This window comes from Labrys sedimenti, from assembly GCF_034424805.1.
Lineage (GTDB): Bacteria > Pseudomonadota > Alphaproteobacteria > Rhizobiales > Labraceae > Labrys > Labrys sedimenti.
Genome location: NZ_JAXOUF010000002.1, coordinates 648,224 through 673,893 on the forward strand (window position 1 = coordinate 648,224; position 25,670 = coordinate 673,893).

Genomic DNA, 25,670 nt, shown 5'->3' on the forward strand with positions numbered 1-25,670 from the left:
GCAGACTTCAGGAGGCCTTCTGGGTGCCGTGCAGCATCGCAAGGGCGATGCCTGCCGATGACGGCCTTTGGTCCCGATCGGGACGAGCGAGTTGCCCGGCAAGTTTTCGCAAGGGGTCGTCGGCCTTGGGTGGATCGGCACGGTCTTCCAGCAGCATCTGCAGGATCCGCCCGCAGGCATAGAGATCCGCCCGGCCGTCGAGGGGCTTGGCGGCCTGCTGTTCGGGGGCACTGAAGCCTGCGCGACCGGCCTTCGCCAGGTCGATATCGCCGTGGCACTGCCCGGCTTCCAGGGCGATGCCGAAATCGGCGATACGCAGCGTGGCGAGATCCTCGCAGTCATAGAGCAGATTGTCCGGCGCGAGATCGGCATGCACCAGGCCGGCTGCATGCACCGCCTCCAACCCCGACAACAGGGCGGCGGCGATCCCCGCCACCTCGTCACGGACGAACGGGGCTTTCCTCATCCGCTCCGCGAGGCTGGAGGGCAGCCAGTCGATCAGCAGGGCAGGACGACCGTCGGCGAGCCGCAAAGCGGCGGTGGCGGCTGCGACGTGGCGGTGGCGCAGCCTGGCACCGAAGCGGGCCTCGCGCAGCAGGAGGTCGCGGGCGACGACATTGTCGGCCTGGTCAGGCCGCAACGTCTTGAGGGCGTGGAGGGTGCCGAGATCGCGATGGCGCAGGCGATGGATCTGCGTGAGCGCGCCCTCATGGACGATTGCTTCCAGGGCGAAGCTGTTGGCGATGAAACCCGGCTCCGCCGCATCCAGCCTGTCGAGGCGCCGGTCGAGCGCATCGCGCACGCGATCGGCCAGCAGATTGGTTTCAGTGGGCGTGCGCGGTCCGGCGACATTCCGGCTGAGGGCTTGCCACAACGCGGCAAAGCGGGTGGCGATTGCCTCAAGGTCGCCCGGTGGCGGTTCGCCGCTCATGTCGCCTGGACGGCCACGACGATGGCGCTGACATTCTCCCGTACATTGGCGATCAGGGCCTCCTGAACCAGGGCTGCTGCTGCCTCCTTCGCCGGCTGCTCGGCGATGATGGTGGCGATGCTGCGCTCGTCGAGGACCCGCGCGAGCGCGGCACTGCAGAGCAGAAAGCGATCGCCGGGCTGGGCCCTGTCGTGCACGATCTCGGGCACGAACTGGCGAGGTGCGCCGATGCTGCGCGCGAGCGCGAAACGCAGGCCGATCTCGACATGGTCGCGCGTCAGGCAGCGCATCATGCCCTCGCGCATCAGATAGCAGCGGGCATTGCCGGCCCAGATCACGGCGAAATCCCGGTTCCCGAGGGCGAGGGTGACGACGCTGGCGCTCGCAGGCTCCACCGCGCCAGGGAACCGAATCGACTGCACCAGGCTATGTGCCCGCCCGAGCTTGCCTTTGACATCCTGGACCAGGGTTTCAAGCGTATCGGCAGGGGAAACAGAGGCCAGTGTGTTGGTGACGATCTTGGCAGCCTCCGCTGCGCCATTGCTATCGCTGACGCCATCGGCAACCGCGAAAAGGCGGGGATTATCGGAGACCAGCAAGGCGTCGGCATTGATCGACAGGCGCGTGCCGGCATGCGTGGCATAGCCGCGTTCCATCACCAGTGCCGGCGGTGGCGCTGCAGCCACGGGCAGGGGTGTCGTTTCGGTTCTCTCGGCCGGCGGGGGCGGTGAGGGCGGCCGGGAGGGCGGCTTGACGGTGGGGTTGCCGCCTTTCAGCAGGCGCACGAAGTCGCCGGCGCGCGGTGCCCCTTGCGTCTTGAAGCCGCTGGCCCGTCCCGTGCCGCTTTCGACGGTCCACCACAGCGAGACACGGCTATCGGCAGCGCCGGGCGGTGGTGGCTGCAGCGGCCGGGCCTGGGGAAGGCGCAGGCGCTTCAGCCCGCCCAGAAAGGCAGTGATATTGAAATCGCGCAGTGTCGAGGTCTCGGCAATCGCTTCGGCGGCAGTGAACCAGCTCTCGTCGAAGCAGAAAAGGCGTGCCGGACCGTCATAATTGCTGAGCCGGGCCGCGATCACCAGCGGGAAACTGCGGCCGACCCTGTCCTTGCTCGGCAATAGGATGCCCACCATGGTGGCGTGCCCCCACAAGGATCGCTCGATCACGAAACGCCAGGGCGGGGAGGCATGAAACAGGCTTTCCCATTGCGTGCCGAGCGTCTGCTCGCTTTCCTGCAGGCCCGATTGCAGCCAGTTGACGAGCTCGGTCTCGGCCTGGCGACCGAGACCGGTCGAGACAAAATCGCCGTGACTCGGCACCTTGCCGAAAAAGCCGATGCCGTCATTCTCGGACAAGGGAGGGCGGGAAACGCCGCGCTGACTCATCACTCGCCCTCAGAACTGCGAAGGGCAGCGGAAATCCGCCAGCGCCTTCAGGCGGTAGGGATTGAGCGTGCCGCCGAACTGCACCCTGAACTCGGCGCTCCTGCCGTCCTGGCTGAAGCGGGCCTTGAACAGATCGGTACCTTCAGCAGTGATCACAGCCTTGTCGAGCAGCCGGAAGGTCGCCCATTCGCCGGTTACCTGGATCTTCCGGTTGAAGTCACCGGGAGGCATGTACACCCAGGATTCGGCCTTGGTGTCCTTCGACGGCCATTCGAATGTCTTGGCCTGGGCGTTGCTCTTGAACAGACGAACGCCTTCGCCGGCCGTCGTGAGGACGGCCATGTCGGTCGCATCATTGAGAGACAGGCCGGTCATGGTAATGCGGATCGAGGGCATCTCGCCATCATTCGGGAAGAAGGCCTTGCGGATCTCGTCGGCATTTTCGAACTGGGTCAGGGCCTCGCTTGCCATGCCCTCCGTCCCGGGGGCACCCTTCCAGCGCCACGGACTGGCCGAGGTGTCGACGAAGGCCTGCAGCTCGTTCTGGAAGAAGCTCGGGAAAAGCCCCTTGGGACCGAACAGCCGGGCAAAATCCGTCAGTGCCATGTCTTCCCTGGCGGACCGGTCGAAGGGATAGCGCCCCGCCATGATAGTGGAGCAGAGCCTGGCGCCATCACCAGCCCATTTGTCGGCCGCCTCGTTGCGGGCGGTCTTGGACGCCAATGCACCGACATCCCCGACCAGGCCCGCCACCAGATCGTCGATCGGGGGCGGCAAGCGTCGGCTCTCTTCCGCCAGGGACTGGACGGCGGCGGCGAGCTGGCTGTCGGTGTTGAAGATCTTGTTCACCGGCTGTGTCGATCCTGCCGCCCGCGAGAGCTGGGTATACATGGCTCCGAGCAGGGGTTTGAGGGCCTGGATCTGCGAACGTGGCTTTTCCGAGCTGCTGGTCTCGCTCTGCTTGGGGGTTTCCAGTGCTTCGCGCAGGCGGCCATAGGGATCGGGGACGCTGATCGTGCTGCTGTTCAAGGCAGTGCTCTGGTTACTCTGCTCAGCCAGCGCCACGGAGGCGTTCGCCTGGGGCCTGAGGTCGGAGGCCTTGGCGATGGAACGGGCCAGGGATTCGATCGGGCCCGGCTCGCTGGAGAGGACACGAAGCGTATCGGCGGCATCGGCCAGCGACTGGAACGGCTTTATGTTCAGGTCGGCCAGGAGGCTCGCCCAGCGTTTCTCGTATTGATCGAAATAGAGCTGCAGCGCGGCCAGGGACAGGCTTTCCACCGTCATGCCGGCGCTGGGCTGCTCGCCGCGAACCCAATGTTCGTCCAGCGCCTGACGGGCCGCCTCGGCGACCTCCGGCAGGACGACGGAGCGATAGCCTTCGCCGGTGAACAGGCCAGGAATGCCTTCGCGCAGAGCAGCCTTGGATTTACGCTGGAACACCCGTTCGCCGAGCGGGCCGAGTGCGTCGGCGGGCACCCAGGGCGCCAGGGCGCGGACCTGCCGGTTCTCCTCCAGGATGTCATAGGCCCGTGCCGCCAGGCTCTGCCCGCTGATTGCCTGCCGGGCCTTGGCGACCAGGGTCTGGTCGATGTCGATCGGTGGCAGTCTCCTCGCCACCAGCTGCTCGACATGCTGGAGAAGTTCGCGGCGGGCGGCCACCCTTCCCTCGCCGGGATAGAGGGAGTCGAAGATCCGCTCGGCTTCCTGCGAGGCGAATTTGGCGTCGATCTGGCCCAACCCGCCGAGCATGCCGTAGAGCTTGAGGGCATCGAAGGTCTGGCGGACATTGGAGGTGTCACCCAATTGCTTCTGCAACTGCACCATCAGGCGCGGCAGCAGCAGCGAATTGAGGGCGCGCTGATAGGCCTCGCGCTGCCGGCCGGCGATCTTGTCGCTCTGGTCCAGCCCGAAGCCGACCTGCCACGTATCGGACGCCGAGAAGCCATCGGTTACGCCTCTGATATCGTTCAGCGCCGGGAGGATGCGCAGGAAATCGGTGTCGTTGACGTCGCGGACCGGGATGCCCTGCACCAGCTTCTCATAGGAGCTGATACGTTCGTCGGCCTGCGCCAGGGCGCGGGAATTCTGGAAATAGGTCGCGATCCAGCTTGAGAAAACCACGCCGAGTATCACGGCCGACGCGCCATAGGCGATCCGGCGCAGCATCAGCTGGCGGCGGGTCAGGCGCTTGTCGCGTGCGACGAGCGCCGCCTCTCCGAAGATGACTTCCTTGAACAGGCGCGGCAGGAAATAGCTGCGGCGCATGCGTGGAGCACCGGCTGCGCCGGGCACCTCCGCCTGCGTTCCGGAGGCGAAATAGATGCCGCGCAGCAGCGGGGATTCGACCAGCTTCGATCCCGCGCAAAGTTCCACCAGCACCTCGTGCAGGCGCTCCTTGAGGGCAGCGAGCTCGGCGGGGAAACGGAAGATGCGTCCGCGTATCTCGCTGTCGGGTTCCTGCTGCAGGCGCTCGATCAGCATGGCGTCGACACGTTGCTGGAGCAGGCTGAATTCCTCCAGGAAACGCTCGGGCAGATCGTCGGCCTTGTAGCTCTCGTCCAGACCGAAGGTGGTGCCCCAGACCTGTTCGCGGTCGCTGGCATTGAACCCGTCGAAGAATTCCACGAAGCCAGTGAGCAGGTCCGATTTCGTCAGCACGAGATAGACGGGGACGCGGGCCTGCAGGTATTCGTCGAGCTCCGACAGGCGCTGGCGGATGGCGCGCACCTCTTCCAGCCGGGCGGTGGGCTCGCGGGTCAGGATGTCGGCGATCGACAGCGTGACCAACGCGCCATTCACCGGCTGCGAGCGACGGTGCTTTTTCAAAAGGGTCAGGAAACCTTCCCAGCCGGCCTTGGAACTGCCGTTGAGATCGTCTTGGGTGGTGTAGCGGCCGGCCGTATCGATCAGGATGGCTTCGTCGGTGAACCACCAGTTGCAGCTGCGCGTGCCGCCGATGCCCTGCACGGAATTGGCGCCGAGCGCATCGCCGAGCGGGAATTTCAGGCCCGAATGGGTGAGGGCCGTGGTCTTGCCCGATCCCGGCGCCCCGAAGATCACATACCAGGGCAGTTCATAGACATAGCCGAAGCGTTTCTTGGTGACGCGGCGCAGCAGTGCCAGGGCCTGTTTCAGGCGGTCGCGGATTTCGCTGACCTCGGCCTGCTGGCTGGCGGCGGCTTCCGCCTCCGCACTCTTTTCGAGGTCGGCGACCAGCGCCTTGTCGCGCTTGCGGGCCCTGTAGATGCTGATGCCGATATAGGCGAGGCCGGCAACCAGCACGATGCCGATGGCGATCAGTCGATTGGTCGCGCTGGCAAGCGGATAGAACTCGCCATAGCCGATGAGGTGGCCGTAGAACCAGATGATCAGGCAGAGCGCCGCGATCCAGACGATGGGCAGGAAGCGCTGGCCGAGCAGCGTGCCATAGGCTTCGACATAGGAGCGGATCGTATAGTAATAGCTGAGCGGGTTCATGGCGTGGCGCCTCCCGGCCGTATGACGCTGCGATCGACAACCGGCAGGCTCATCACGAGAGGCGAGCCGGTATAGCCGTCCTCAGGCCTGCCGATCACCAGGATTTCCGTGCGGCGGTTCTGCGCGCGTCCCGGGTCGGTATCGTTGGAGGCGATCGGTTCGGTTTCACCCCGGCCTTCGGTGGTGATGCGGTCACGAGCGTAGGTCTTCAATATGTTGCCGACGGCGTCGGCCCGCTCCTCCGACAATTGTTGATTGTCGCGGATGCGCCGGTTGCCGTTGAAGGGCCGGTTGTCGGTATAGCCAATTACCCTTGCGCTGAATTGGGAAGCGGCCAGGGCGACTCCGATCTTGTCGATCAAGTCCTGAAAACCAGGTTTGACGTCAGCCTTGCCCGTATCGAACAGGCCGGCATTGTTGATGCGGACCAGCACCTGGCCATTGTCATTCCACAAGGTCACGAGCTTCTTGTCGACCTCCGGCTGCAGGAAGTTCATGAATTGACGGATGCGCGTTACACCCACAGGTTCCGGGGGAACCTCCGCCTTGGCCTGGACCTGGGCCTCGACCGGGGGTGGATCCTTCGCCTTGGGAGGCGGCGGTATGAAGATGCTGGGCGCCTCGTTGGGCGGCAGGTTGGCCAGGCGCGTGAAAGTGCCGTCCGAAGCCCGGTCGAGCGACAGCGAGAAGAAGAGGTAGCCGAGCCCGAACAGCAGCGCGAGGATGCTGAGCAGCGTCCATAGCGCCGCCGCGGTGCGCAACGGCTTGTGCCTGGCGATGACGCCGCGCCAGTGCGGCGACAATTCCCGCTCGAAGGCGCCATATTGGCCGAGCAGCGTCTTGTAGAGGCTGTCGCGGATGCGGCTGAGTTCGAGCGCTCCGCGCGGCGAGACGCGGGTGCGGCCTTCGAAGGCGAGCGAGAGGCTGAGATAGATCAGCAGCAGCAGATCCTTGTTGGCGCCGGGACTCTGGTGAAAATGATCGAGCAGGTCGAAGACCTTGTCACCGCCGGTGACGTCCATGTGATAGGTCGAGACCAGGCCCGAACGCGCCCAGCCGGCGCGCACGCCCCAGGGCTTGCTGAGCACCACGTCGTCAACGGTGGCGCAGACGACATAATGGGCGGCGCGCGCCCGCTCCGGATTGATGCGGGCGCCGGCGAGATCGCGCTCATAGCGGTTGATCGCCTCGGTGGTGGTGCGGCGTAACTGCTCGATGTCGGGCTGGTCCGCTGTGTGGCGCAAGGCATGGGCGAGATTGAGCAGGGGCGCGGCGGAGGCCACGATGGTGGGGACTTCCTCGCCGCCGAAGCGGAAATTGCGCACCAGCGTGTCGGCCGACCAGCCGCCCGAGCGCAATGGCTCGGCCGAACCCGCGGCATCCTGCGGCGCATCGTCCAGCATCTCCGCCATCTTGCGGGCGACCTGCTGCTTCCTGGCGCCGTCCTCGGTGAGCTCGACCACCGTCGGCAGGGACTGCCAGGGGGCTGTCGTTGCCTTGTTCATCGACTGGCCTCCTTCATTCCCTCAGGGCCCAGAGCTCCATCTCCAGGCTTGGAAAGTCGCCGGCGAGATGGAGGGCGATGGCGCCCGACGTATCGAGCTGTTTCCACAGCGGGTTCTTGGTATCGAGCTCGAAATAGATCGTGCCCGAGCGATAGGGCAGCTGGCGCGGCAGCACCGGCAGGGGGCGGACGGGAATGCCGGGCAGGGCGACATTGACCAGTTCGGCGATGCGCTCCACCGGGCCGACCTTGATCTGGGCCGGCAGGCGACGGCGCACTTCCTCGGCCGGCATCTCGGCCCGCACGGCCAGCACGAAGCCGGCATCCTTGAGCAGGGTCCGGTCGTTGATGGTGCCCACGCGCACGCCATGCCGGCGCTCGGCAAGCTCGATGGCGACGGCCGCCTGTTCGAGCACGGCCGAGAGCGAGGTCCTGAGATCGTCGAACACGGCGGCGAAGGTCGCCTTGAGATCGTCGTGCCGATAGGGCGGGAACTCGCTGGCGCGCTTGGAATCCATGGTGAAGGTGGCAAGTTCGCCGGCGAGCTGGATGCAATGCTCGTAGAAAGTCATCGGATGGATCCGCGTCGCATTGGCGGCGATGTGGCTGAGCAGCGGATCGGCCCGGTTGAGGATATGAAGCAGGAAATAGTCGCCGACTTCGGCCGTGCCGCGGATGGTGGGATCGCCGATACGCTCGGCGATGGCCGCCGCGCGGTGGCGCACGATGCCGAGGAGCTCGGTCATGAGTTCGCTGAGCCGCGCCTCGGCGGCGCAATTCAGGCACGGGGCGATGTAGTCGGGATCGAGCAGCACGGCCTTGTCCGACCGCACCTCGATGATGCGCGCAAGGCCGATCAGCTCGTAGCCGGCGAGATCGTCGCCGCTCTTGAGATAGCGCAGGCTCAGCCGGCCGACATCGATGGGAGCCATGAAGTCGGTCTCGACATTGGCGTCCGGTGCCTCGTAATGCGAGGCGACGAAACGCACGCCGGGCGAGGAAGCCCCGCCATTGACGGCGATGTCGGCGCGCCCGGGCCGGCGGGCCGGCAGCCCCAGATAGATGATGGCGTTCTTGGTGGTCTCGTCGAGCTCCAGCGGCGGCGGCAGGTCGGTGTCGAAGGGAGCTTCGAAAGGCGTGCCGTCGGGCAGGGTGCCGCGCAGATTTGCCAGGGCGAACTGGCCGATCGCCAGGGCGCCGCGGTCGATGCCGATCTCGGCGATGCCCCAGGGATAGGCGGCAAGCTCACGCGTGGTCGCTCGAACGAGCCGCTCCGTCCAGCGGTCGGCCTGCTGGAAATGCTGCACGCGAAGGAACATGCCCTCGCTCCACGCGACCCTGTTCTCGTTTCTCATGCGACTTCGTCGTCCTTGCTTGTCGTGCTGTGTGCGGCGCCGTGCCCGGTCCTGGCCGGCTCGCTGCCGCCTGGTTCGTTCCTAGCCGGCTCGAGCGAGCGCAGCATTGCCCTGCGGAACAGGTCGCGGACGGAAAGATCCCGGCCATCGGCCTCGAATTGCCGCCGATAGGCCTGCCAATAGGCGCCGTTGCGGCGCCAGGGCAGGCTGATCGCGCGGGCGTCGATACTCGCTTCGATGATGCGTGGCTCCAATTGGGGGCCGACTTCGCGAACCAGGGTGCCGAGCGCTTCCGCGAGCGCCTGCTGGCGTGCCAGCAGGGTTTCGAGCCGCGCCAGCAGGGCTTCCTCCCGATCGAGGCCGAAGACGTCCGGTGCTGGCATCAATGTGTCGGCGCTGATCTCGAAGGTGACGAAGGCCTTCTCGAGCGCCTCCTCGCATTGGGCCAGCAGGCCGTCGCAACGCGGCTGCCAGGATGAGGGGGCGGCCATCGCAACCAGGAAATCGGCGGGCTCTTCGTCCTGTTCCGTGGGGACGACCACCTGCCTTCCATCGTCACTTGCCGGTGCCGTCTCGGTGCCGTCCTTGCTGCGGTCGCGGGCCATGGGTACGGACACGAAGGTGGCACGGCCATGTTCGAGGCGATTGCCGTAGTCGGAATCCTCGTTCCAGTCGTCCGGCAGGACCGCCTTGATCGCCCTGGGATCCGGCGGGCCGTTCCAGCCGATCTCGACATGCCGCGAGGAGGGAGCGGCCTCGCGCTTGCGCCCCGTGGTCCGGGAGGCTTTTGGCTGCTGCAAAGGCCAGTCGTCGGAAAGACGCCCGCCCATCACGCCGGTCGCCGTCTGCCCGCCCGGCGCGATATCGGCCAGGATGGCGGTGATCGTCAGGTTCTCCGAACTGACGGCGAGGCCGGCATCGGGGTCGACGATGTCGCGGTCGGCCTCGCCGGTGACCGACACCGCGAAGGCATGGCCCCCCAGTTCCAGGCGTGACTGATGCCTGAGGCGGGCGGTCTCGCCCTCCAGGACCAGGACGCCGTCCACGCGGGTACCGTTGGCGCTTTCGTCGCGCAGCAAATAGCCGTCGCGATCACGCAGGATGGTGCAATGGAGCTTGGAGACCGTGCGGCCCGCGTCCGGCACTTGCCAGTCGCAGTCGACCGATCGTCCCAGCGTCCGGCGCCCGCGTTCCAGCACCCAGGGTTGTGCCCCTGTCCCGGCTCCGCTTGCCTCGACCTGCCTGAGTTCCAACCGCATGGCCATCTCCTCACGAGACCGGTTGAAGCACCGCCTGGCGCTCGGTGATGACGGCATCGTCGCTGTCCCGTGCCGCCGGTGCGATGCGTGCCCAGCTGTTCCAGCCCAGGCGTGGCGGATCACTCGCCTGACCGAGCTGGCAGAAAGGCACGTGCTCCTTCCTGAGAACGACCTGGATGTCGAAATCGAGCCCGCAACCGACGAACAGGCGGGTGAGCGCGAAGAGTTCCTGGATGTTGCGGCTCCCCGGTGCCAGCGACAGATAGTTCCTGTAGTCGAGCGGGCCGATCACCACGCGGAAGGTGCTGGAGAGGTCCCGGATCGCCGAGCCCGCCATGGCATCGACGCCAAGGCGCACCGTGGCCGACCGGGTCATCCGGCTCTGCTCGTGTTCCGGCACACCAAGCCAACGGCCCTGGAAGAGCTCGATTTCGACCGGCAGGCCGCTCACTTCGCGCAGCATGGCCCTGAGATTGCTGACGTTGCGGGTTCGTGCCGCGAAGAAGCCGCTGAAGCGCAGCAACACGTCGTCGTCGGTGCCGCTGCGCTCCCGCAGCCTCGCGGTGCCGAAGCCGGTGAGGGACAGCAATGTCTTGATGAAGCCATTGCGCCCTTCGCGGGTGCCCCAGCGCAGCAGGCGGGCGAGCCGGTATTTCTCGCAGGCATCGACGAACAGCTCGTCCATGCGGGCACCGAATAATTGCAGGAAGGCCGCGAGCGAGAAGGATTTATTGCGCTCCTCGCGCATGACCAGTTCGTTATAGGCCGGTGGCAGCGAACCCAACGGCCCGGCAAGCCCAGCCAGGGCGCTGCGCAAGGTGGCCTGGCCCTCCTTCCGGCGAAAGCCCGACACAGGCAGGGCAGCCGGCGAGACGCCTCCATGCGCAGTGACGGCAAGCTGTTCTTCGGAGGCCTGGGCGACCCGGAAGGCCGTGGTCGGCTCGAAACGGCCAGGGTCGCGTTCGAGCAGATCGGCAAGGGTGTCTGTGCTGGGATCGGGAAGCATGGCGCGCAAGGACCTCCTACAGCAGCGGCCGCTCGGCCGCGCGGGCGGGCCAGGTGGCGATCGGCTTGGATTGGCCCTTGATGGAGACAGTCAGCCGGGTGAAGCTGTTCACCGAGGTGTAGAGGCCGCAGAAGCGATCGAGCACGCTGCCGAACAGAAAGGCGGAAGGGCGGTCGATCGCGGCCGGATCGAACTCCACCGTGATCTCCGTGCCGGGGACCATGCCGCCTTGGATGCGGGCGGTGGCGGCCCGTGCCTCGACCCGGATGATGGCGTCGACCAACTGACGGGTCTCCGGCAGGTCACGGAAGGCATAGAGCGAGAGGATGTCCTTCAGCGCTGCCCCGCCATTGTCGAACAGCGAGACATGATTGAGCAGGAGATGCGACATCAGCCGCCAGTTGCGGCCATCCTCGTCATTCATGCGCACAGCGGGTGTCGGGGCGATCAACGCCTCGATGCGCCCGACTGCCTCGTTGCCGAGTGCGAGCTTGAGATGCGGGTGGCCGCCTCCGAAGGGCAGGCGCTCGGGAAGAGCGCGATTGAGGCACCAGGCATCGACGCTCGCCACGGCATCGATATTGCCGCTGACACGGCGGTTGTGGTCGACGAAGGCGATGTCGAGATCGGAGGTGCCGTCGTCGGGGTCGAAGCGCCGATAGCTCTGCCAATAGGCGGCGGCAGCGCCTGACCGCTGGGTGCGGCCGAAGAAGGGCTGGCAGGATTGCTGCTCGCCCTTCGATCCCGTCAGCGTCACCTTCTCGATGGAATAGATCTCGCGTGTCCGCTGCCGCCGCGAGTCGGAGAGCAGCCGATATTCGGTGCGCGTGCCGTCGAGCGCCAGCGGCTCGCAGGTCTGGCGGAACAAATTGACGACCGGCGTGGCATGCAGCACCAGGTCCCGGCTGGTAACAGAGCGCTCCAGCTTGCCGTCCGTCTCGCCGAGATAGACGAAGATCTCCAGCCCGTCGCCATGCCAGCGCTGCAGCCCGTCGATCTCGAAGAACAGGAACTTCTGCGGCAGCGCGAAGAATTCCGTCAGCAGGCGGTAGCCGGTAAAACTCGTGCTTGGATAGGGCAGCATGGTCTCGTCGGCCGAAAAGCCGACGGGCTTGAGGTGATCGGCCGGCAGGAAGATCGCCTTGTCGTCATCGGCGTGGCGCGCCAGCGCGATGCCCTGCGTGTGGTTGACCAGCAATTCGTAGAGGGCGCTCGCCTGCCGCCAGGGCGAGGCGATGTAGAAGCGCAGGCGCTTGACCCCGAGCTCGGAGAGCGGACGGCGCCCCGCCAAAGAGCGGATCGACAGCCGCAGGCAGCCGGCTGCGCCGGCATGGCGGGAAAGGGGAGCCTGGATCGGCTGTCCCGACAGCGTCACCGCGGCTATTTCCACCGGTGCGATTTCGACATCCTGCGTGGTGAGGAAGCGGCAGGTCTCGCCGCCGACCGGTTCGGCCTGCACCTCGGTGTGGCGTGGCAGCGTCTGCATGGCGGCCAGCGACTCGCCGGGCGCGAAGCGTACGATGCTCATGGACGGCAGGGGGGCGAGATAGTGCGGATAGAGCGTTTCGAGCAGCCCGTCGGTGAGCTCGGGAAACTCGTCGTCGAGCTTCTGGCGCACCCTGGCCGCCGAATAGGCGAAGCTCTGGATGAGGCGCTCGACATGGGGGTCGTCGGCGACCTCTCCGGTCAGGCGCAGGCGTCCCGCGATCTTGGGGAAGGCATCGGCAAACCGCGATGCGCGCCGGCGCAAGGCCGACAATTCCTCATTATAACGTCGCAGGAACCCCTCAACCATGGGCTGCCTCCACCTGGAAGCGCTGGCTGGAGGGATCGATGGTCGATTCGAAATTGATCGGCGGCATGCCGTCATAGAGGCGGAAGGTCGCCTCGATGCGCATGCGCAACGCTCTTTCGCCCTGGGTGCGGTTCTTGAGGATGGTCACGCGGATGTTCGACAGTCTCGTCTCGAACAGGGCGATGCGCCGCTCGAGGGCGCGCGCCAGCTGCAGCTTGGCTTCGTCCGTGACCAGGTTGGCCGAGACGATGCCTTCCACGCCGTAGCTGACAAGCGCGTCCGCGAGCTCCGCCAGCCTGTCCGGCGGGCTGGTCGGGCAGCGCCTGGTATTGAGCAGCGCCTCGAGGTCGCGGCGGATGGCCTCGCGCATTTCCCGCGCCTGGTCCGCAAGGCTGAGGGCAGGATCCTGGGCGAGATCGGGTGTCGCGTCGAGCAACCGATCGAGGATCGAGCGCGACAGCACCTGTTCGCGGGCCCGGAACCGTTCGAGCGGATCAACCATGGGCAGCCTGCTTGCGCCGTGCGACTTCCGGCATGCCCAGGGTCTGCATGTCATGGAAGGAGACCAGGTCGTCGCCGGCCAGGAAGCAACGCTGGCCGCGGCCGGTGGTGATGCCCGAGGGTTCGGCAACCCATTCGGTTTCGCGTCCCAGCAACAGCTTCTCCTTGCCTTCGGTGCCCTGATAGATCGCGGGCAGCAGCACGGGTGCGGAAGCGCCGTCGATCAGCGACAGCTCCGCCCGCCGGAAGGCGAGGTCGCGCGGCCGGGCGATCGGCTCCACCACCACCGAGGCGATCTTGGCGAAGTCGATCCACAGATAGGCGCCGCCCGTCATGATGACTTCGAGCGCATGCGGCACCCGATCGTCGAGGTCCCGGAAATCACCGACCGGCTTGCCGTTCCACAGCATGGGCTGTTCGCCGCGTAGCTGGTCCAGCGCTTCCAGCGCGGGTCTTGCTGCACCACCCTCGCGATTGATGATGGCGAGCTCGATGGCGGCCTTGTCGAGCGCACTCGGCCCCTGGGGAAATTCCGGCACGGCGCCGGCCTCGAACCAGGCCTTGCGGGCTGCCATGGCGCGCAGCTGGTTGCGCAGCAGGGCAAAGCCCATGGTGTCCTGCGGCGCCAGGGTCACGGCCAGGCTGCATTGCGTGTCGGCGCGCTCATAGTCCCCGGCGAGGACGAGCAGGTCGATATAGAGGTGGCGGGCATCCTTGTCGGAGGGATGGGCCCGCACATGGTCCTTGGCATGGTCGAGCGCCTGGCTCAGGGTGCCTTCGGACAGGGAACTGGCGATGCTGGCGGCGAGCGTCATGCGGTCATCCTTCTGGGCGGGGAGGCCGAATCGACACCGCTCGTCGGCGGCGCCATTTCGGCAATGAGGTGGAAGCTGGTCGACACGTCGTCGAGCTGGAAATGCGGCTGCAGCCGTACGGTGCAGATGAAGGTGCCGGGCTTGCCGGCAAGTTCCTCGACCGCGATGCCCGCCGAGCGCAACGGGTAGCGCGTGCGCAGCGGCAGGTCGGCATCGTCATTGCCGAGCGTATAGCCCGACAGCCAGTCCTCGAGCTTGCGCTGCAGCGCGGTGGCGTCGGCCAGCCGGCCGACCTGGTCGCGCATGATCACCTTGAGATAGTGGGAAAAGCGCGAGGCGCAGAGCACATATTGCAGCATGGCGGCAAGGCGTGCGTTCTGGCGCGCATTTTCATTGGCATAATGCTGCGGCGCATGGAGCGACTGGTTGGCGTTGAAGATGGCCGATGCGGACATGTAGGTGGTGCCGATCGGCACCAGCCCGTGATCGCAGAATTGCTGCTCCTGGCCGCTGGTCAGACGCACTTCGACCGGCGGCTGGGCAGACAAGCCCTGGCTTTCGGTCGCGAAATCATAAGCGGCGAGTTCGGCCGTGCTCAGCATGCCGCCATCGATGGCGTCCTGGGTGACGCCGCGTATGTCGGCGAACCAGCCGGACTGGATGAAATTGCGGATAACGATGGTGGCGAAGGCGAAGGCGCCATTGCCCCACAGCAGACTGGCACCATCCGCCGATACGGCTTCGCGGAAGGGGAAGCCGTCGTCACGCCGGCGCGAATAGGGCTCGTAGGGCTGGCGCATCAGGACACGCGGCGCGACCAGGCCGAGGAAGCGCGTATCCTCATGGGTCCGCAGGCGGTTCCAGCGTATGCGATCGGGGCTGCTGTCGAGCCAGTTGAGATCCTGCACCCGGTTGAGTTCGGAAAAGCTCTCCAGCCCGATCGCGCGCGGCGAGGCGCCGGCCACGAAGGGGCAGAACGCGGCCGCCGCCACCGGGGCCAACTGGGTCAGCGTGCCGACCACATCGCCGCCTTCCTGGGGATCAGTGGGCGAGAGGTGATAGTCGCCGATGATCAGGCCATAGGGCTCCCCGCCCGGCATGCCGAATTCGCGATTATAGACCAGCTCGAACAGGTGACTCTGGTCGAAGTCCGAAGCGCGTTCCATGCCGCGCGCCAGCTCCTTCCAGCTCAGCCCGAGCAACTTGATCTTGACCTCGCTCGAGCGCGAGGCGACGCGCACCAGCATCGCCAGCCCGCGCCAGCGTGCTTCCATCGCCTGGAATTCGGGATGGTGCAGGATCGCGTTGACCTGGCGATTCAGCGCCTCGTCGATCAGGGCGATGAGCCGATCTGCTCTGCCTCGCAGCAAGTTCTCGAAACCTATCGTCGGATATGGCTTTCGGAAGGAAAGCCGAAGGTGCCGCCGGACGCGCCGGCGGCACGGCTCACTGTCTGTTGCGCCGGCTCAGTTCTTGGCGGGAATGCGAGCGACCATGCGCAGCGAGGTGGTCAGTTCCTCCATCTGCAGCCAGGGGCGCATCCAGGCCACGGCATTGTAGGAGCCCGGCTTGCCCGGAACTTCCTGGACCGTCACCTTGGCATCACGCAGCGGGTAGCGCGCCCTCGTCTCCTCGCCGGCCTCGTCATTGGCGTTGACGTAGTTGGAGATCCAGCGGTTGAGCCAGGCTTCGCAATCCTTGGCTTCCATGAAGGAGCCGATCTTGTCGCGGCCCATCACCTTGAGGTAGTGGGCAAAGCGCGAGGTCGCCATCATATAGGGCAGGCGGGCCGAGACGGCGGCGTTGGCATTCGCCTCGGGCCGGTCGTAGAGCTTGGGCTTGTGCGCGGTCTGGGCACCGAAGAACACGGCGTAGTCGGTGTTCTTGTAGTGGCACAGCGGCAGGAAGCCGAGCTTGCCGAGTTCGGCGTCGCGCCGGTCGGTGATGCCGACCTCGGTGGGGCATTTGAGATCGAGGTCACCATCGTCGCTGGAGAAGATGTGCATCGGCAGGTTCTCGACCTTGCCGCCATTTTCGGCGCCGCGGATGGCGGTGCACCAACCGAATTTGGCAAAGGCCTCGGTCAGGCGCGTGCCCATCACATAGGCGGCGTTCATCCAGCAATAATTGTCGTGCGGGAGTTCGCCGGTCTTGGAATCGCCGGTCTCGTCATAGCCGAATTCGTCGATGGGATGCGTCTTCGGTCCATAGGGCATGCGGGCGAGCACGCGTGGCAGGGCCAGGGTGACGAAGCGCGAATCGTCGCTTTCGCGCAGCGAACGCCACTTGGCATATTCCACCGTCTCGAAGATCTTCTCCAGATCGCGCGGGCGCGCCAGGTCGCGATAATCCTCGAAGCCGAACATGCGCGGGCTCGCGGCCGAGATGAAGGGCGCGAAGGCGGCCGCTGCGATCGAGGACAGGCCCTGCAGCAGCTGGACGTCGTCGAAGGAATTGTCGAACTCGTAATCGCCGATGATCGCACCCATCGGCTCGCCGCCGGGCGTACCGAATTCGTCCTCATAGATCGACTTGAACAGGCGCGACTGGTCGAACTCGACCGCCTTGGACAGGTCCCTGGCGAGATCGCGCTTGGAGGCGTTCAGCACCCGGATCTTCAGATTGACGCTGGTCTCGGAGTTCTTCACCAGATAGTTCAGGCCGCGCCAGGCGCCCTCGAGCTTGGTGAATTCGGGCGACTGCATGATCGTCGCGAGCTGGCGCGAGATCGTCTTGTCGATGGCGGCGATGGCGTTGTTGAGCGTCACCGTGAGGTTGCGGTCATAGACCACCGTGCCCTTGAGGGCCTGGTCGGTCAGGGTGCGCAGCAGGTCCTGAGCGCGGTCCGGCTCGGTCTGGCGGGTGGCCGACACCACCTTGGAGAGCAGGTTCTCTTCCGCAGTCGTTTCGATGACGACATCGCGCTTGGCTTGGGTCTTGGCATTCATGGCTCGATCCTCGTGTCGCTGCGGCGTCAGTTCGCCGAGCCGTCCTTCTTGTTGCCGCCGAGTTCACCGACCAGCTGCTTGATGTCGGACTGGTTCTGCAGGATGTTCTCGAGCAGCCGTTCCAGGTCCTCGGAGCGGTCGGCCTTGCTCATCAGGTCGCGCAGCTGGTTGCGGGCGTCGAGCAGGGCCTTGAGCGCCGGCACCTGATTGACGATCGCGCCAGGCTCGAAATCTTCCATGCTCTCGAATTTGAGATTGACGGCGAGGTCGGTACCGTCATCGGCCAGGGTGTTTTCGACCGCGATGTTGAGGCCGGGCGTCATGCGGCGCATGACGTCGTCGAAATTGTCACGGTCGATCTGCACGAACTTGCGTTCGCCGAACGGCTTAAGCGGCTGGGTGGGGTTACCGGAGAAGTCGCCGAGCACGCCGACGACGAAAGGCAGTTCCTTGACCACCATCGCCCCTTCGGTTTCGACCTCGTACTTGATGTGGACCCGGGGCTTGCGCACCCTTTCGAGCTTGGCGTGAACGCTTTCCATCTTGGTCTTCCTGTCTGTGCCAAGGGCACGTTGGTAAAATTGGGCACGTTGGTAAAATTAGGCCGCGGATAAATTTCTTGCGTCGTTCGGAACGGGAAACGGCCAGGGCGACGAGGGCTTCAATGCGCCCGGCGCCGAAGGTTCTCTCAATTGTCCCGCTTTTCGGTCTTGGCCTGGATCCCGGCCGCGGTCAGGACAGCGTTGCGCGTCTGCGCCTCGGGAAGGAGTTCGGCCAGCAGTTCGGAAAAATCCATGCGCCCTCTGCGCACCAATGTTTCGATGGCTAAGGAAATCGGCGAGTGCGGTTCCGTCCGCCGGAAATGGCGGGCAACGGTGAGCAGGATCTCGAAAGCCTCCTCGCGCGAGCCGATGCTGCCGGGAACGAGGGGACGCGGCGCCGACGCTGCCGGAGCGGGATCGGCAGCGGCGCTCGCCTGCGTTTCTGCCGCGGCAACTGGCATGGCATTGCCCTCTTCCGCGCCAAGGCCGGTGAGGTCCCGGATGGCGGCTGCGACTTCCTGGAGGACGTTGCGGGTGTTCGAGCTTGGCGGCGCCCGGTCTCCGCAGCGTTCGGTCAGTACCGTCGCCAGCTTGGCAAAAGAGGCTATGCAGTCATTGACCACGGCCAGATGGGAGGCCATGGCAGCCATTCCCGCTTCCGTGGCCGCCTCGTGTAGGAGGTCTCGGCGCTCGGTTTCTCCGGCCCGCTGGGCGAGCTGGTAGTCCCACAGCGAATGCTGGGCGAAACTGCCATTGGGAACCAGCGAGGTCAGGCGAATCGCCTGGATCAGGGACCCCTCGCTATTGACGCCATTGAGGCCGGCAAGAGGAGCCAGTCGTTCCTCGATATCGTCGTCGCCAATGGAGTGCAGCTCCTCCCAATAATTGCCTAAAAGCGACATCATGGCGGTGAAGCTGTCCCGCAGGCCCTCGAAACCGCGCAGTCTGAGCTGCGCCTCGGCAAGCCAGGCAAGGATTTCGATATCCTTGCTGTTGGTCGACAAGATCTGAAGACCTAGCTCATTGACCTCATGCCAGGCCGGCGTAAGCCGAATATTGTCGTTCGGAGACGCACTTCGCTCGACGCTTCGAGCAGCATTGCGAGCGTCCTTAATCCGATAATACTTTTCCTGATATTTGGGAGCTACCCTAATATTCTCTCCGCAAGGGCTATCCTGCCCAAGTGGAGAGATAATCTCCCTTAAATCCATCAGCACAGCGGCCCCAAGCTTTAAACTCCTGACACATCCCGATGGCAGTCTGCTTCCAAAGGCTCAAGCATTCTGTTTCCAAAGGTACAGTAATGTCAATGCCACACCCCGTATGATGAATGAATGACGGTATATGGTATTACCTTACAGTTTTCCAATTGATGAAGAATCGCATGAATCGCGTCGCGCAAATGTCATCAAAATGTCATGTACTATCGTACCGCAGTTATGGTGGTAGACTCACAGTGGTGTACCGGTATCTTGGCTTTTGTAATAATAGCTCTATAGACGGAAAATAGGAATCCTGCTTAACTCAATTGACGTTACGGCGCACTTGCGCATGAGCAGAAAAACCTACGTGGAATTCGTGGATGCCGAATATCGATCTCAACCAACTTGTCAGGATGTTGGGACCGGAGCTTCGTGTCGCTCTTGAGACAGCCGCCTCCATTGCCGCTCGCAACGCAAACCCTACTGTGGAAGTGGCGCATTGGCTGAGCGGGCTCGTCCAGGCCCCCGGTCCGGTGGCGCGTTTTGAACAGGCGGGGATCGGCGTCGAGGCACTCAGGCGCGAGCTCGACCTTGCTATCGCCGACCTGTCGCGGGACAGCCAGGCGCAGCTGACCTTGTCGCAGAATGTGCTGACGCTCGCCCGTGAGGCGTGGCTGGTGGCTTCGCTGCAGTTCGGGCGCAACCGTGTCGAGTTCGGCGATCTCCTGGTGGCGCTCGCCACCGAGCAGAACCTTCGCATCGTGGCGAGGGCCACGGCCCCGAGCCTGCGGGACATCGACCTCAAGGCCGTCGAAGCAGCGCTCGCCGACCTCAAGGCGGCAGATGTGGACCAGGCACCGGCGGGCACGCCGCCGACCGCCGGGGCGACCGGCGAAAGCGATTTCCTGCGGCTTTACACCCAGGACATGACGGCGGACGCGCGTTCCGGCCGTATCGACCCGGTGATCGGGCGTGACCGTGAGCTGCGCCAGGTCGTCGACGTCCTGATGCGCCGCCGGCAAAACAACCCGATCCTGGTGGGCGAGGCCGGAGTCGGCAAGACGGCGATCGCCGAGGCGCTGGCCCTGGAGATCGCGGCCGGCAATGTGCCGGCCATGCTGAAGGACGTCCGCCTGCTGTCGCTCGATCTCAGCCTCCTGCAGGCGGGGGCCGGTGTGAAGGGCGAGTTCGAGCGCCGGCTGCATGGCGTGGTCGATGCGGTCAAGGCCTCGTCCGTGCCGATCATCCTGTTCATCGACGAGGCGCACAGCCTGATCGGGGCCGGCGGCCAGGCCGGGCAGGGCGATGCCGCCAACATACTCAAGCCTTCGCTGGCGCGTGGCGAACTGCGTACCATCGCTGCCACGACCTGGGGCGAATATAAGCGTTTCATCGAGCGCGATGCGGCCCTGACACGGCGGTTCCAGACGGTGAAGGTCGACGAACCCGACGAAGAAACCGCGATCCGCATGCTCCGCGGCGTCGCCGGCGCTTTCCGGTCCCACCACAAAGTGCGCATTCGCGACGAGGCCCTGGCTGCAGCGGTACGGCTGTCGGCGCGCTACATTCCGGCCCGGCAGCTGCCCGACAAGGCGATCAGCCTGATCGACACGGCGGCGGCGGCGGTATCATTGGGCCGCCAGGCGGTGCCCGAGGCGATTCGCACCCTTCGGAGCGAGCGTGAATTGCTCGAGGTCGAAACGGCCTGGCTCGCCAAGGAGCCCGAGAGCGCCGAGGGCCTGGAACGGCAAGGCTGGATAACCACGAGGCTGGTGGCCATCGCCGACGAGATCGAGGCGCTCGAAGCTCGTTTCGAGGCCGAAGCCCGCCTGGTGGAGGAGGCCGATCGGCTGGAGGCGATCCTGTCGGGCGAGGACGAGGCGGGCGAGCCGTCATCGTCAGGGGGCGAGGAGGGCAATGTCGCGCCTTTCCCCGAGCAGCCCGGCACCCGCGAAAGCGCCCGCGCCGCGCTGGCCGAGGCTGAAGGGAGCCTGGCCGCACTCACCGGCGAGACGCCTCTGTTGCCGCGCGCCGTCGATCGCGAGGTGATCGCGGCCCTGGTGGCGCGCTGGACCGGCATTCCCGTCGGGAAGCTGCTGACCGACCAGGTCGAGACGGTCAAGACGCTGGAAGCGCGCCTGAAGGAGCGCGTCATCGGCCAGGACGGTGCCGTCGGCCGGGTCGCTTCGGCGATGCGTACGGCCAGGGCCGGGCTCAACGATCCGCGCCGCCCGCCCGCCGTGTTCCTGTTCGTCGGCATGTCCGGCACCGGCAAGACCGAGACGGCGCTGGCGCTGGCCGACCTGCTCTATGGCGGCAGCCAGTATCTGACCACCATCAACATGTCGGAATTCAAGGAGGAGCATAAGATCTCCATGCTCCTCGGCTCGCCCCCCGGCTATGTCGGCTATGGCGAGGGCGGGGTGCTGACCGAGGCCATCAGGCGCCGGCCCTATGGCGTGCTGCTGCTCGACGAGATCGACAAGGCCCATCCCGGCGTCCAGGAGATCTTCTACCAGGTCTTCGACAAGGGCACGCTGCGCGACGGCGAAGGCCGCGACATCGATTTCAAGAACACCACCATCGTGATGACGGCCAATACCGGCTCGGAATTGCTGGCCACGCTGGCGGCCGATCCCGATACCATGCCGGAAGGCGAGGCGCTGGAGGGACTGCTGCTCGGCGAGTTGCAGAAGCAGTTCAAGCCCGCCTTCCTCGGCCGCACCACCATCCTGCCCTTCATGCCGCTCGGCCGGGAGGCGCTGTCGGGCATCGTCGACATCCAGATCGGGCGCATCCAGGACCGTGTCGCGGCGAGCTATGGCAGCGAGGTGGTGCTGCTGGCCCCGGCGCGTGAGGCCCTGGTCGCCCGCGCCGGCACCAGCGAGATGGGGGCGCGTGCCATCGAGGCGATGATCGCGCGCGAACTCCTGCCGGATCTGTCCACCTTTTTCCTCGATCAGGTCACCGCCGGAACCAAGGCGGGGCGGATCGAGATCGGATTTGACGGCCACCGTTTCAGCATTGCCGCTGAGCCGGCGGCCGCCAAGGAATTCGCCAGGCCGAGGAAACGGCCGGCGGATAAAGCAGCCTCGAATGGCAAGAAGGCTCATTCGGATGCGGTACGACCCAGAAAGGCGCGAGCGCCTTGACCTGTCTTAAGCCGATTCAACTTCGAACAGGAGAGAAGTAGTATGCCGATTTATCTGCAGCTCGATGGTATCCAGGGCGACGCCACCCAGGAACAGCACAAGAAATGGATGGATATCGAAGCCATTCACTGGAACGTTTCGCGCAACATGAACACCTCGGCGGGTTCGGCCGCCAACCGCGAAGCCTCCGAGCCGACGATTTCGGAAGTGATCCTGACCAAGGTCAGCGATTCCTCCTCCACCCGGCTGTTCCAGGAAGCCTGCTCGGGCCGCACGGGCAAGACGGCGGTGATCCATCTGGTGTCCACCGGCAGCCCCGGCAACACCTATATCGAATACACGCTGACCAACACGCTGCTCGCCAATTATTCGGTCGATTCGAATGGTGACCGCCCCGTCGAGACGATCCGGCTCAACTTCACCAAGATGCAGGTGAAGTACACCCCCTACAACGAGGACAACACCTCCGGTTCGCCGACGATCGCCACCTACGATCTGGCCACGACGAAGGCTGCCTAAGTACCTCCGGCACGATGACGGGGCGCCGCCGATCCGGCGGCGCCCCGGACCTTTCGACGGCTTTCCGGTCCGGTTCCGGATGGGCCTTCCAGCCATATCGAACGACAATCGCAAGGGAGTGGCATGGTCGATTTCAGCGTTTCCTCTGCAAGGCTCAGCGTAAGGCCGCTGGTTCCGGCCGACGTACCGCCCATTGCCCGTATGGGCCGGGCCCCCAACCTCGATTACTTCGCCTATGCTCCCGGGCCGCGCGAAGCCGGCGGCAGGGCCGCCACGGTCGGGGCGGCCGCGGCCTTGTTCCGCCAGGGCTCCGAATTGCTCAACGAATATTCGCTGACCTATGCGCTGCGGACCTGGCTGAAGAACAACGATCAGCCGATCTCCCAGGCGATGGACGCCAAGGGCCACACCGTCTTCGTGATGCAGGTGACCTATTCGCTGGCGCAGGGCGCCGATACCCGCGCCTTCATGTGGCGCAGCGCCTATTTTCTCGAATCGGCCCGCAGCCGCGCCGAGCTGGAGCCGACCTTGGCCAGGCTGGTGCAGGGGCCATGGATCGGCCCGACGCCGCCGAACCGCTCGATCAGCTATGTGACGGTCTATCTCCTGGGAGAGCGGATCAGCCACTGAGCATCGACTTCGCATGCGGCGCCGGCGCCAGGCCGGGGCCGCGATCGAAACGGGCAGGCCCGCGGTCAGGCGAACTCGCCACCGCCGCTGGCCAGATGATACGGGGACAGGCATTCGATGGACGGCGACGCCAGCTCAGCATCCTATATCCAGGCCGAACGCATCCTGCGCATCGAGACGCCGCTGGGCGCCGACGTGCTGCTGCCCGAGCGCGTGGAGATGCGCGAGGCGGTGAACGATTTGTTCACGCTTCACGTCGCGGTGCGTTCCAAGAAGACGGACATCAAGCCGAACGAGATCGTCGGCAAGCTGGTCGACGTCTCCCTCGAACTCGGCCAGGGCGAGCGGCGCACCTGGAACGGGCTGGTGGTTCGCCTGGTGGAGGGGCCGCCGGTGACTCGGGGCCTGCGCGCCTACAGCCTGGAGATCCGGCCCCAGCACTGGCTGATGAGCCAGCGTTCGGATTGCCGGATCTGGCAGGACAAGAGCTCGCTCGACGTCGCCCGCACGCTCCTGTCCGAGCACAGGCTGATCGCGCCGGTGACCTCCGGCGTCATCCCCGAGCCCAAGCCCCAGCATTATTCGGTGCAGTATAACGAGACGGATCTGGCCTATCTCCTGCGCCGCCTGGAAGAGGACGGCCTGTTCTTCTGGTTCGAGCATGAGGGCGGCTCGGCCGGCTCGGTCGCCGCCAAGCATGTCATGCACATCGCCTCGCATGTCTCGGGCTATACCAGCGGGCCCGAGACCGATGTGCGCCTCGCCATGGGCTCGAGCGACCGCAACCACCTCACCAAGTTCGAGCGCAGCTTCACCTATGTGCCCGGCAAGCGCTCGGCGGGGGATTGGAACTTCCTCACCCCCGGCTCCGTGCCCTCGGGCGAGACGCCGAGCCTGGTGTCGCTGCCGGGCAACGAGGCCTATGAGCTCTATGAATACCCGATGGTTGGCGGCTACGGCTCCGACAGCGCCTCGGAAGGCATCGCCAATGACCGGGTCGAGCGCCAGTCCAAGCTGAGGATGCAGGCGGCCGAGGCCGACTATGAGCGTATCGAGGGCGCTTCCTCCATCCGCACGCTTTCGCCCGGCCGGCGCTTCAAGCCCTATGACGTCGCCAATCCCGGCAATGCCTATGAGGAGCACGTCACCTTCCAGATCGTGCATGTGGCGCGCGACCGCTCCTACGAGACCAATGAGGGCGAGCCGGAGTATTCCAACCGCTTCATCGCCTTGCCGAGCCGGGTACCGGCGACGCCGCACCGCTCGACGCAGCGCCCGCGCATCGACGGCACCGACATCGCCATCATAGCCGGCCCGCCGGGCGAGGAGATCCATCCCGACAAATATGGCCGGGTGAAGGTTTGGTTCCCCTGGGACCGCCGCGCCAAGAAGGACGGCACCGACACCTGCTGGATCCGGGTGGCGCAGAACTGGGGCGGCGGCAATTGGGGCGGCCAGATCATCCCGCGCGTGGGTATGGAAGCGATCGTTTCCTATCTCGGCGGCGACCCCGACCGGCCGATCATCACCGCGCTGGTGCCCAATGCCAGCCAGCAGGTGCCCTACCAGCTGCCCGAGCACAAGACCAAGAGCATCTTCCGCTCCAACACCTACAAGTCCAAGGATCCGACCAAGTTCAACGAGTTCTCCTTCGAGGACGCACCGGGCCAGGAGAACTTCCACCTGCATGCCCAGAAGGACATGACCTCGAAGGTGCTCAACAACCAGATCCACACGGTGGATGCCAGTGCGCTGCACAGCTACGGCCAGCAGCACCAGCTCACCGTGGGCGCCAACATGAACCACCAGGTCGGGGGCGGGCTCAACCAGGTGGTGGGCGCCACCACCGGCATGGGCGCGGCCGCCCTTTTGGCCCCGCTCGCCGGGCTGATGGGCCAGAGCGCGGGCATGCTGCAGCAGGCCATGGCGATCGCCGCGCAGGCGGCCGCGAGCCAGCCGGGCAGTGCCGCCAGCAAGACAGCCGGCGCGGCGGCCTCGGCGGTGACGCAGGCCGCTCTGGGCGGGTTGGGCGGCGGATCCGGCCTCGGCGCTGCGGCGGCGGCAGGGGGAGGAAGTAGCGGCAGCGATGGCGGTATCCTCTCCACCCCACCCTTCGTACCGCCGGCCGATGCCGGCGGGCAGGGCGGCATCGCGGGGGGCATTGCCGGCTCCTTGATGAACAACGTGCTCGGCGTCGCCTCCGGCCTCTTCGACCAGGGCCTGAAGGCCGCCGCCAATGTCGGCCCCCAGGCCCTGTTCCAGGCTGGCGGCGCGCCGATGGCCGCGGCTGGGACATCGGCGCTTGGCACGCTGGGTGGGCTGTTGGGCGGGGGCGTGCTCAGCCAGACCATCGGGCGGATGCAGGTCAAGAATGTGGGTGTGGCGAGGACCACGCAGGTGGGAACGGCCGATGTTTTGAATGTGGGAAGTGTTGCCTCTCACAAAATTGGGAATGTCTACAAGATCGAGGTTGGCGACGAACTGACGATCGGCGTCGGCAAGAGCCTGTTCATCATGAAGAAGGACGGCCACGTCATCATCAAAGGTACCAAGTTCAACTTCGAAGCCGAAGGGCCGACCTTTGTGGCGGGCAAGGTGGTGGATTTGAACGGCAAAGGACCGAGTGTCGCCTGATGGTTGTCGCGATAC

The 25,670-nt window shown here is 65.5% G+C and carries 18 protein-coding genes; 4 read left to right on the forward strand and 14 right to left on the reverse strand.

Going from position 1 to position 25,670, the window contains the following annotated elements:
- Positions 1-7 precede the first annotated feature (7 nt).
- The 14 genes from U1R88_RS09540 to tssA form a co-directional block, all read right to left on the reverse strand.
- Positions 8-931, reverse strand: a complete 924-nt coding sequence (locus U1R88_RS09540; protein WP_322431017.1) for a protein kinase domain-containing protein — start codon at positions 929-931, stop codon at positions 8-10.
- The gene (gene tagF, locus U1R88_RS09545) at positions 928-2,313 is read right to left on the reverse strand and encodes a type VI secretion system-associated protein TagF (protein WP_322431018.1); all 1,386 of its coding nucleotides are present in this window, start codon (positions 2,311-2,313) and stop codon (positions 928-930) included. Before tagF ends, U1R88_RS09540 begins: the two co-directional genes overlap by 4 nt.
- 9 nt (positions 2,314-2,322) lie before the next feature.
- Complete coding sequence (gene tssM, locus U1R88_RS09550; protein ID WP_322431019.1) at positions 2,323-5,793, reverse strand: type VI secretion system membrane subunit TssM; 3,471 nt, start codon at positions 5,791-5,793, stop codon at positions 2,323-2,325.
- Positions 5,790-7,298: a type IVB secretion system protein IcmH/DotU gene (gene icmH, locus U1R88_RS09555; RefSeq protein WP_322431020.1), complete on the reverse strand. Its 1,509-nt coding sequence runs from the start codon at positions 7,296-7,298 to the stop codon at positions 5,790-5,792. The genes tssM and icmH overlap by 4 nt, the downstream gene beginning before the upstream one ends.
- Positions 7,299-7,311: 13 nt before the next feature.
- On the reverse strand, positions 7,312-8,652 hold the full coding sequence (gene tssK / locus U1R88_RS09560; RefSeq protein WP_322431021.1) for a type VI secretion system baseplate subunit TssK: 1,341 nt from the start codon (positions 8,650-8,652) through the stop codon (positions 7,312-7,314).
- On the reverse strand, positions 8,649-9,911 hold the full coding sequence (locus U1R88_RS09565) for an FHA domain-containing protein (protein ID WP_322431022.1): 1,263 nt from the start codon (positions 9,909-9,911) through the stop codon (positions 8,649-8,651). Before U1R88_RS09565 ends, tssK begins: the two co-directional genes overlap by 4 nt.
- A 10-nt stretch (positions 9,912-9,921) precedes the next feature.
- Positions 9,922-10,917: a type VI secretion system baseplate subunit TssG gene (gene tssG / locus U1R88_RS09570; protein WP_322431369.1), complete on the reverse strand. Its 996-nt coding sequence runs from the start codon at positions 10,915-10,917 to the stop codon at positions 9,922-9,924.
- Positions 10,918-10,933: 16 nt separating this feature from the next.
- Positions 10,934-12,712: a type VI secretion system baseplate subunit TssF gene (gene tssF, locus U1R88_RS09575; RefSeq protein WP_322431023.1), complete on the reverse strand. Its 1,779-nt coding sequence runs from the start codon at positions 12,710-12,712 to the stop codon at positions 10,934-10,936.
- The gene (gene tssE, locus U1R88_RS09580; RefSeq protein ID WP_322431024.1) at positions 12,705-13,214 is read right to left on the reverse strand and encodes a type VI secretion system baseplate subunit TssE; all 510 of its coding nucleotides are present in this window, start codon (positions 13,212-13,214) and stop codon (positions 12,705-12,707) included. Before tssE ends, tssF begins: the two co-directional genes overlap by 8 nt.
- Positions 13,207-14,028 (reverse strand): type VI secretion system accessory protein TagJ, encoded by an 822-nt coding sequence (locus U1R88_RS09585; protein ID WP_322431025.1) that lies wholly within the window; start codon positions 14,026-14,028, stop codon positions 13,207-13,209. Before U1R88_RS09585 ends, tssE begins: the two co-directional genes overlap by 8 nt.
- The gene (gene tssC, locus U1R88_RS09590) at positions 14,025-15,413 is read right to left on the reverse strand and encodes a type VI secretion system contractile sheath large subunit (protein ID WP_425545409.1); all 1,389 of its coding nucleotides are present in this window, start codon (positions 15,411-15,413) and stop codon (positions 14,025-14,027) included. The genes U1R88_RS09585 and tssC (U1R88_RS09590) overlap by 4 nt, the downstream gene beginning before the upstream one ends.
- Positions 15,414-15,494: 81 nt before the next feature.
- On the reverse strand, positions 15,495-16,976 hold the full coding sequence (tssC, locus tag U1R88_RS09595; protein ID WP_068288616.1) for a type VI secretion system contractile sheath large subunit: 1,482 nt from the start codon (positions 16,974-16,976) through the stop codon (positions 15,495-15,497).
- Between the two features lie 26 nt (positions 16,977-17,002).
- A complete protein-coding gene (gene tssB, locus U1R88_RS09600; RefSeq protein WP_068288619.1) occupies positions 17,003-17,518 on the reverse strand; it encodes a type VI secretion system contractile sheath small subunit in 516 nt (171 codons plus the stop codon).
- Between the two features lie 146 nt (positions 17,519-17,664).
- Positions 17,665-18,729, reverse strand: coding sequence for a type VI secretion system protein TssA (tssA, locus tag U1R88_RS09605; RefSeq protein ID WP_322431027.1), 1,065 nt, complete (start codon positions 18,727-18,729; stop codon positions 17,665-17,667).
- A 371-nt stretch (positions 18,730-19,100) separates the two neighbouring features.
- Between tssA and tssH the strand changes: the two genes are divergently transcribed.
- From tssH to tssI, 4 genes are all read left to right on the forward strand, one after another.
- Complete coding sequence (tssH, locus tag U1R88_RS09610) at positions 19,101-21,872, forward strand: type VI secretion system ATPase TssH (RefSeq protein WP_322431028.1); 2,772 nt, start codon at positions 19,101-19,103, stop codon at positions 21,870-21,872.
- 42 nt (positions 21,873-21,914) lie between these two features.
- On the forward strand, positions 21,915-22,391 hold the full coding sequence (locus U1R88_RS09615; RefSeq protein ID WP_068288623.1) for an Hcp family type VI secretion system effector: 477 nt from the start codon (positions 21,915-21,917) through the stop codon (positions 22,389-22,391).
- Positions 22,392-22,514: 123 nt separating this feature from the next.
- Positions 22,515-23,021: a hypothetical protein gene (locus tag U1R88_RS09620; RefSeq protein ID WP_322431029.1), complete on the forward strand. Its 507-nt coding sequence runs from the start codon at positions 22,515-22,517 to the stop codon at positions 23,019-23,021.
- 117 nt (positions 23,022-23,138) lie between these two features.
- Positions 23,139-25,655: a type VI secretion system tip protein TssI/VgrG gene (gene tssI / locus U1R88_RS09625; protein ID WP_322431030.1), complete on the forward strand. Its 2,517-nt coding sequence runs from the start codon at positions 23,139-23,141 to the stop codon at positions 25,653-25,655.
- The last annotated feature ends 15 nt before the right edge of the window (positions 25,656-25,670 follow it).